General features: G+C 57.4%; 8 protein-coding genes. 5 read left to right on the top strand and 3 right to left on the bottom strand.

The genetic code is table 11. The features are described from left to right. Nucleotides 1-75: 75 nt before the first annotated feature. The gene (tyrS, locus tag ABJ99_RS01360) at nucleotides 76-1,287 is read right to left on the bottom strand and encodes a tyrosine--tRNA ligase (RefSeq protein ID WP_054084283.1); all 1,212 of its coding nucleotides are present in this window, start codon (nucleotides 1,285-1,287) and stop codon (nucleotides 76-78) included. Nucleotides 1,288-1,488: 201 nt separating this feature from the next. On the opposite strand from tyrS, the gene ABJ99_RS01355 reads away from it, so the two are divergent. Next, nucleotides 1,489-2,913: a peptidoglycan DD-metalloendopeptidase family protein gene (locus ABJ99_RS01355; RefSeq protein WP_054084282.1), complete on the top strand. Its 1,425-nt coding sequence runs from the start codon at nucleotides 1,489-1,491 to the stop codon at nucleotides 2,911-2,913. Nucleotides 2,914-2,916: 3 nt separating this feature from the next. Further along, complete coding sequence (locus tag ABJ99_RS01350; protein WP_054084281.1) at nucleotides 2,917-4,011, top strand: anhydro-N-acetylmuramic acid kinase; 1,095 nt, start codon at nucleotides 2,917-2,919, stop codon at nucleotides 4,009-4,011. A 76-nt stretch (nucleotides 4,012-4,087) separates the two neighbouring features. On the opposite strand, the gene erpA is transcribed toward ABJ99_RS01350, so the two are convergent. After that, nucleotides 4,088-4,438, bottom strand: coding sequence for an iron-sulfur cluster insertion protein ErpA (gene erpA, locus ABJ99_RS01345; RefSeq protein ID WP_002551953.1), 351 nt, complete (start codon nucleotides 4,436-4,438; stop codon nucleotides 4,088-4,090). A 167-nt stretch (nucleotides 4,439-4,605) separates the two neighbouring features. Next, nucleotides 4,606-5,640, bottom strand: coding sequence for an N-acetyl-gamma-glutamyl-phosphate reductase (argC, locus tag ABJ99_RS01340; RefSeq protein ID WP_054084280.1), 1,035 nt, complete (start codon nucleotides 5,638-5,640; stop codon nucleotides 4,606-4,608). A gap of 133 nt (nucleotides 5,641-5,773) precedes the next feature. Here argC and hemJ point away from each other — a divergent pair, with 133 nt between their 5' ends. The 3 genes from hemJ (at nucleotide 5,774) to ABJ99_RS01325 (ending at nucleotide 8,051) form a co-directional block, all read left to right on the top strand. Beyond that, nucleotides 5,774-6,202, top strand: coding sequence for a protoporphyrinogen oxidase HemJ (gene hemJ / locus ABJ99_RS01335; RefSeq protein WP_007251893.1), 429 nt, complete (start codon nucleotides 5,774-5,776; stop codon nucleotides 6,200-6,202). Between the two features lie 88 nt (nucleotides 6,203-6,290). Next, the gene (locus ABJ99_RS01330; protein WP_054084279.1) at nucleotides 6,291-7,223 is read left to right on the top strand and encodes a DUF805 domain-containing protein; all 933 of its coding nucleotides are present in this window, start codon (nucleotides 6,291-6,293) and stop codon (nucleotides 7,221-7,223) included. Between the two features lie 51 nt (nucleotides 7,224-7,274). Continuing rightward, entirely contained in the window at nucleotides 7,275-8,051 is a 777-nt protein-coding gene (locus ABJ99_RS01325; protein ID WP_007251895.1) for an SDR family NAD(P)-dependent oxidoreductase, read from the top strand. The last annotated feature ends 5 nt before the right edge of the window (nucleotides 8,052-8,056 follow it).

Genomic DNA, 8,056 nt, shown 5'->3' with positions numbered 1-8,056 from the left:
TCTACAAGACTTTTTCGTTTCCGTCTGCGCCGGAAGTGGGGCGAATTATAGACACATCACAGAGCGCGTCAACCGTTATTTTGAACTTTCTTCAGAAACCAGGGTAACGCGCCCGAAAGCCTTCTTGCCTGCCTGGCAGACATGAGTAGCACTCAGCTTGAAGACAAACCCACGATCAACAACCTCACCATCTATACGTACACCGCCAGAAGCCAGCAGATCACGCGCAACCGCCGCATTCTTTACCAACCCGGCTTTATTAAGGACAGCCGAGATTGGCATGTCTTCAGCCGCCGTTACCGATATCTCCGGCAGATCAGCCGGCAGCTCCCCCTCCTTCATACGGTTACCCGCAGAACGGTGCGCATTGGCCGCAGCTTCTTCACCATGGAAGCGCGCCACCAACTCTTCAGCCAGCTTGATCTTGATATCACGCGGATTGGCACCCGCGTCGCAATCAGCCTTGAAGCCATCGATCTCTTCCATCGAGCGGAAGCTCAACAGTTCGAAGTAGCGCCACATCAGGGAATCGGGGATCGAGACCAGCTTGCTGTACATAATGCCTGGCGCTTCCTGAATGCCGACATAGTTGCCCAGCGACTTGGACATCTTCTTCACGCCATCCAGCCCTTCCAGCAACGGCATGGTCAGAATGCACTGCGGCTCCTGCCCGTAAGAGCGCTGAAGTTCGCGCCCCATCAGCAGGTTGAATTTCTGATCGGTACCACCCAGCTCGACGTCAGCTTTCAAAGCGACCGAGTCGTAACCCTGCACCAGCGGATACAGGAATTCGTGGATGGCGATGGACTGGTTGCTTTTATAGCGCTTGTCGAAGTCGTCACGCTCGAGCATTCGCGCAACGGTGTATTGCGAGGAGAGACGAATGAAGTCAGCGGGGCTGAGCTTGTCCATCCACGTCGAGTTGAAAGCCACTTCGGTCCTGGCCGGATCGAGAATCTTGAAGACCTGAGACTTGTAGGTCTCGGCGTAGTCGAGAACCTGCTCACGGGTGAGCGGCGGACGCGTGGCACTCTTGCCGCTGGGATCACCGATCATCCCGGTGAAATCGCCAATCAGGAAGATGACCTGATGCCCAAGATCCTGGAACTGGCGCAGCTTGTTAATAAGGACGGTATGGCCCAGATGCAGGTCGGGTGCCGTCGGATCGAAACCAGCCTTGATACGTAGCGGTTGGCCACGCTTCAGTTTCTCGACCAGTTCAGCCTCAACCAGGAGTTCATCCGCACCGCGCTTGATCAGCGTCAGCTGTTCTTCAACCGACTTCATTTCAGCCCCCAATTCAAAGGGGCTCAACCTTACAAGATCAGAGCCCAATTACAAGTTTTGCCCAGCGTTCGCCCGCGAATCAGGCACTGATCCGCAGGAAGGGTTGCTTCGAGCAGGTTTTGGTTATATTTTATACAGTTATTTCATCTTCATCATGTCATTCATCTTTTCCATTTCACCTTTTTCAAAGTCAAATTACCTATGAAAGACACACCGCCTAAAGCGCCCCCGCTTTATCCGAAGAGTCACCTGCTCGCTGCAAGCGGCATTGCCGCGTTGTTGAGCCTGGCTCTCCTGGTTTTTCCTTCAAGCGAAGTCGAAGCCAAACGAACGAACCTTGCCCTTGATCTGGAGATGCCAGATCAGGACGTACAAGACCAAGACGCTCCAGACGCCACTCAAGCCACACCTGAAACCGCTGAATCGCCATTTGCCCAGATCGACGCCACCGAAGATCAGGCTCAGGACACCGCCGCGGCACAGCCTGTAACAGAAAAACCGGCACCTGCCGCAATCAAGGATCCGCTGCACCGGGAAGTCACCGTCAGCAAAGGTGACACCTTGTCGACGCTGTTCGAAAAGGTCGGCCTTCCGGCCGCCACAGTTCATGAAGTACTGGCCAGTGACAAGCAAGCCAGGCAATTCAGCAAGCTGCAGAATGGTCAGACCTTCCAGTTCGAGATGACACCGGACGGCCAGCTCAAGCAACTGCACACCAAACTCAGCGAAGTCGAAACCATCAGCCTGTCGAAGACAGCGACCGGATACGCATTCAATCGCGAAATCAGCAAGCCCAACGTGCGTAACGCCTATGTACACGGGGTGATCAACAGTTCTCTGTCGCAGTCAGCCCAGCGCGCCGGGTTGAGCCACAGCATGACGATGGACATGGCCAATATCTTTGGCTACGACGTTGATTTCGCTCAGGACATCCGCAAGGGTGACGAGTTTGATGTGGTGTACGAGCAGAAAGTGGTCAACGGCAAGAACGTCGGCACCGGCAACATTCTGGCAGCGCGTTTCACAAACCGCGGCAAGACTTACACGGCCGTCCGCTATACAAGTAAACAAGGCACGACCAATTATTACACCGCCGATGGCAACAGCATGCGCAAGGCCTTCATCCGCACACCGGTTGACTTCGCCCGCATCAGCTCGATGTTCTCGATGGGGCGCAAACACCCGATCCTGAACAAGATCCGCGCGCACAAAGGTGTCGACTATGCGGCGCCACGCGGCACACCCATCAAGGCAACCGGCGACGGCAAGGTCCTGCTGGCAGGACGTCGTGGCGGTTACGGCAACACAGTCATCATCCAGCACGGCGACACCTACCGCACGCTGTATGGTCACATGCAAGGCTTCGCCAAAGGCGTGCAAACCGGCAGTTCTGTGAAGCAAGGCCAGGTGATCGGCTATATTGGAACCACCGGCTTGTCGACTGGCCCGCATTTGCACTATGAATTTCAGGTCAATGGCGTGCACGTAGACCCGCTGGGTCAGAAGCTTCCGATGGCGGATCCGATCGCCAAATCCGAAAAACAGCGCTTCATGCAGCAAAGCCAGCCGTTAATGGCGCGCATGGATCAGGAAAAGGCCACCACGCTGGCCTCCAATAAAAGGTAATCCATGGCCTACTTCTATATAGGTGTGATGTCCGGCAGCAGCCTCGATGGGATCGATATCGCCCTATTGGAGCAGGATAACCGACCGATACTTCTGGCAACTCACTACATTCCCATGCCGGAAGACCTGCATGCGGAATTGCTGGCGCTTTGCTCCAGCGGCGCGGACGAGCTGGCTCGCGCAGCCGTTACCGAGCAGAAGTGGTGCCGACTGGTCGCTGAAGGTGTTCTGACCTTGCTGAAAGAGCAGAACATGGTAGCCGGCCAGATACGCGCCATTGGCAGCCACGGCCAGACCATTCGCCATGAGCCTGCTCGTGGTTACAGCATTCAGATCGGTAACCCTGCTCTGCTTGCCGAACTGACTGAAATCACCGTGGTGAGTGACTTCCGTCGTCGCGATATCGCTGCTGGGGGCCAAGGCGCGCCATTAGTGCCGGCTTTCCATGAAGCGCTGTTCGATGACAACAAGAATCATCGCGCCGTTCTGAACATTGGCGGGTTCAGCAACCTGAGCCTGATCGAGTCGGATCGACCTGTTGAAGGCTTCGATTGCGGGCCTGGCAACGTACTGCTCGACGCCTGGATTCAATCCAAGCTGACACAGAGCTACGACGAAGACGGCAACTGGGCGGCGAGCGGTCAGGTCAACCAAGAGTTGCTGAACACGCTGCTCAGCGATCCGTTCTTCCAGACTAAAGGCCCGAAAAGTACTGGCCGGGAGGTCTTCAACCTTGGCTGGCTTCGCCATCACCTCTTCCAGTTCCAGACACTGGCGCCGGAAGACGTGCAGGCAACGCTTCTGGAACTGACCGCACTGACCATTACCGAGTCGCTGCAATCCGCGCAGTCGAGCACCAACGACCTGCTGGTTTGCGGCGGTGGCGCGCATAACACCGCGCTGATGAATCGTCTTGCCGATCTGCTGCCGGACACCAAAGTCAGCAGCACCGCAAAGTTCGGCGTAGACCCGGACTGGGTAGAGGCAATGGCCTTTGCATGGCTGGCGCATTGCTGCCTTGAAAGTGTCCCGGCGAACCGTCCGACGGTGACCGGCGCCAGAGGCCTGCGGATTCTGGGTGCAATCTACCCTGCCTGACCTGATGCCTGAACGCAAAACGCCGCTCAATGAGCGGCGTTTTTTTGTTTTCAGAAACGTGTTCGCAGTGGTCTGTTCAGATCGAAAACGAGGAACCGCAACCACAGGTCGTGGAAGCATTCGGGTTCTTGATCACGAACCGCGAACCCTCCAGCCCTTCCTGATAGTCCACTTCAGCGCCCGCCAGATACTGGAAGCTCATCGGATCGACCACCAGGCTCACGCCCTCGCGCTCGACGATCGTATCGTCGTCTGCCACATCTTCATCGAACGTGAAGCCGTACTGAAAACCCGAGCAACCACCGCCTGTAACGAACACACGCAGTTTAAGGCGATCATTGCCCTCTTCATCGACCAGGGTTTTCACCTTGTGCGCTGCATTTGGGGTGAATTCCAAAGCCGTAGGCGTGAAGGATTCAACACTCATGTCAGATATCTCCCGGCGTTAGCCGTCGTAATGCGTAATGACGGCATTATCCGCTTCTCCCAGAAAAACGGTCAACTATTTGGTTGGGAGCAGCTACAAGCTACAAAGAGCATGGGCCAACTCGCCTTTATCTTGAAGCTTGAAGCTTGTCACTTGAAGCTGCCCCTCTAAGGCATCATCCCCGCATGAGACAACCCGGCGCGCTCGTCCAGGCCGAACAGGATGTTCATGTTTTGAACCGCCTGCCCCGACGCACCCTTGACCAGGTTATCGATGACCGAGAGCACCACCACCAGATCGCCATCCTGCGGACGATGCACAGCGATTCGGCAAACGTTGGCACCGCGCACACTGCGAGTCTCTGGATGGCTGCCCGCAGGCATCACGTCTACAAACGGCTCGTCGGCATAGCGCTTCTCGAACAGGGCTTGCAGGTCTACCGAGCGATCAGCAACCGTTGCGTAAAGCGTGGAGTGGATGCCGCGGATCATCGGTACCAGATGCGGAACGAAGGTCAGGCCGACATCGCCACCCGCTGCGCGACGCAGCCCTTGGGTGATTTCAGGCAAGTGGCGGTGACCTTTTACGGCATAGGCCTTGAAGCTTTCGTTGGCCTCCGAGTACAGCGAGCCAATGCTCAACCCGCGCCCTGCACCGCTCACGCCAGACTTACAGTCGGCTATCAGGCGAGTTTTGTCGGCAATACCCGCCTCAAGCAACGGCAGAAAGCCCAGTTGGGTAGCCGTTGGATAGCAACCCGGCACCGCAATCAAACGCGCGTTCCGAATCTGCTCGCGATTGACTTCCGGCAGCCCGTAGACCGCGTCTTGCAGCAGCTCCGGTGCACCATGAGGCTGACCGTACCATTTGGACCACTCGACCGGATCCTGCAAACGGAAATCGGCAGACAGGTCGATGACCCTGGTGCCTGCCGCAAGCAGCTCACCCGCCAGGGCGTGAGCAACACCGTGGGGCGTAGCGAAGAACACCACATCACAGGCCCCCAGGGTTTTGACATCCGGCACGCTGAACGCCAGGCCGTCGTAATGGCCTCGCAGGTTCGGGTACATGTCGGCGACTGGCAGACCGGCCTCCGAGCGAGAGGTAATCACCACCACTTCTGCCTGCGGATGCTGTGCCAACAGACGCAGCAGCTCGACTCCGGTGTAACCCGTGCCGCCGACGATACCGACCTTGACCATAACCTGCCCTCAACGAAACAACTGGAAAGCGGTCGATAATAGGAGCCTACGACCTCTGCGACAACCGACAACGTGACGTAAGGGCGCACAAGACACTACTATTCGGCCACCGTGAACCTGGGAATAATCAAAAATGCTCTATTTATGGATCAAAGCGCTGCACGTGATCTCGATGGTCTGCTGGTTTGCAGCCCTGTTCTATCTACCAAGACTGTTTGTCTACCACTCGATGAGCGAGGACACCGTCAGCCGTGACCGTTTCATCATCATGGAGCGCAAACTGTACCGCGGCATCATGACACCGGCGATGATCGCCACGCTGATCTTCGGCGGCTGGCTGATCAGCTTCGACCCTAGCGGTTATTTCAGCCAGGGCTGGATGCACGTGAAGCTGACGCTGGTTTTCCTGTTGATAGGCTATCACCATGTGTGCGGTGCGCAGATGAAACGCTTTGCCCGTGGCGAAAATGGCCGCAGCCATGTGTTTTATCGCTGGTTCAACGAAATCCCGGTGCTGATTCTGATTGCGGTGGTCATTCTGGTCATCGTCAAACCGTTCTGACCGACCTGCACTCTGCCTTTATCAGACACGAAAGGACGCCCGCGCGTAGGCGTCCCTCCGTTCCCCACTCAAGACAAGGAAGCCCTGTATGACCGAAACCCTCTTCAAGATCATGTTTGAAGGGCAGGTGCGTGACGGCGTAGAGCCTGAAGCCGCAAAAGCCAATGTGGCCGGATTGTTCAAAAGCGATGCGGCGGCGGTGGAGAAGCTGTTCAGCGGCACACCCGTGACCCTCAAGCGCGGGCTGGTGCATACGGAAGCCGAACGCTATATCGCCGCGTTGAAAAACGCGGGCGTCGAAGCGCGTATAGAACCCGACCAGGCCATCAGCCTCACGCTGGATGAGGTCACCACGCCCGCCAACGCCTGGGCGGCCGACAAGCTTGCGCCGCAAACTGCATCGCCCTACGCGCCGCCCAAGGCGCAGGTCGGCAGCGAGGAGTACGGGCATTCCACGCTCAAAGTTTTCACCACTCACGGCCGCATCGGCCGCCTGCGTTTTCTGGCGTGGAGCATGGTTCAGTGCGTCACGCTGATCGTCCTGCTCTCGGTGGCCCTGACGGTCATGAACGGGTCGCTGGTCGGCGGCGGCTTGTTGATCGCAGTATTAGTGATCGCGTTTATCACCATCGGCGTGATGATCGGCGTGCAGAGACTACACGACCTGGGTTGGTCAGGCTGGCTCCTGCTGCTGAACCTCGTACCGTTCGTAGGCACCTTGTTTCCGTTCCTGATCATGGTGCTGCCCGGCACACAAGGTCCGAACCAGTACGGCCCACCGCCGCCGCCCAACACACGTGGCGTGAAGTTTCTCGCGGTGGTGTGGATTGCCATGATTCCAGTGATCACGGTCGCCAGCATCTATTTCGGCATCGCAAACCTGGCCAAAGAAGAGCTCGCGCTCAAGACCGACGAGTACGAACAAACCCTGCCTTACGATGATCAGGAAGACACTGATAGTGCCTTGAGCGCTCCTGATGATGTCAATGAAGAGTCCAACGACCAGAACGACAAGCAATAAACTGCTGCCGCCCGGCGAACGGCCGGGCGCACAGGCTCAATGGAGAAATGCATGACCCGTTACGCCCTGATCACCGGCGCTTCCAGTGGCATTGGCCTGGCCATGGCCGAGGCGCTGGCACGTCGTGGTCGCAACCTGATTCTGGTTGCCCGCCAGCGTGACTTGCTGGAAACGATTGCACTGGAATTCACTCAGCGCTTTGGCGTCGAGGTGCTGATTCGCGCATGCGATCTGGGCGAGCCGCTGCGACTCTCGGGTTTTCTACTGGAGCTGGAAGACGGTGCCCACCAGATCGACCTGCTGGTCAACGCCGCCGGCATCGGCACCTGCGGGCCGTTTCTGGCTCAGGACTGGGGCGTCGAGCAGGACCTGATTGACCTCAATATCCTCGCGCTCACACGCTTGTGCCACACCGTCGGCAATCTGATGGCTATCCAGGGCGGCGGACAGATACTCAATGTCGCGTCGGTCGCAGCTTTCCAGCCGGGGCCATGGATGAGCACCTACTACGCAAGCAAAGCGTATGTGCTGCACTTTTCCGAGGGCCTGCGTGAAGAAGTGAAAAAGGCCGGCGTCAAAGTCTCGGTATTGTGCCCGGGCCCGACCAGAACGGCGTTCTTCCGTACTGCGCAATTGCAGGTGAACGGCGATAACCTGATGAGCCCTGAAGAGGTGGCGCTGTACACCGTCAGGGCGCTGGCAAAAAACCGGGCAATCATCATTCCAGGCCTCAGCAACAGGTTCTGGACCCTCAGCCCGCGCCTGGTTTCGCGCTGGCTGGCCCGCCAGATCAGCGGTTACATCAATAAGAAGTTCTGCCCGCGCTGACCAAG

Source organism: Pseudomonas syringae pv. cilantro (genome assembly GCF_001293775.1).
GTDB lineage: Bacteria > Pseudomonadota > Gammaproteobacteria > Pseudomonadales > Pseudomonadaceae > Aquipseudomonas > Aquipseudomonas syringae_P.
Note: the sequence above shows the minus strand (reverse complement) of the source record. Positions and strands in the feature narration are given on the sequence as shown.

What these genes read in the sequence shown, in the direction of transcription:
- tyrS (WP_054084283.1), bottom strand. Translation starts at nt 1,287, where the DNA reads ATGAAGTCGGTTGAAGAACAGCTGACGCTGATCAAGCGCGGTGCGGAT.
- ABJ99_RS01355 (WP_054084282.1), top strand. Translation starts at nt 1,489, where the DNA reads ATGAAAGACACACCGCCTAAAGCGCCCCCGCTTTATCCGAAGAGTCAC.
- ABJ99_RS01350 (WP_054084281.1), top strand. Translation starts at nt 2,917, where the DNA reads ATGGCCTACTTCTATATAGGTGTGATGTCCGGCAGCAGCCTCGATGGG.
- erpA (WP_002551953.1), bottom strand. Translation starts at nt 4,438, where the DNA reads ATGAGTGTTGAATCCTTCACGCCTACGGCTTTGGAATTCACCCCAAAT.
- argC (WP_054084280.1), bottom strand. Translation starts at nt 5,640, where the DNA reads ATGGTCAAGGTCGGTATCGTCGGCGGCACGGGTTACACCGGAGTCGAG.
- hemJ (WP_007251893.1), top strand. Translation starts at nt 5,774, where the DNA reads ATGCTCTATTTATGGATCAAAGCGCTGCACGTGATCTCGATGGTCTGC.
- ABJ99_RS01330 (WP_054084279.1), top strand. Translation starts at nt 6,291, where the DNA reads ATGACCGAAACCCTCTTCAAGATCATGTTTGAAGGGCAGGTGCGTGAC.
- ABJ99_RS01325 (WP_007251895.1), top strand. Translation starts at nt 7,275, where the DNA reads ATGACCCGTTACGCCCTGATCACCGGCGCTTCCAGTGGCATTGGCCTG.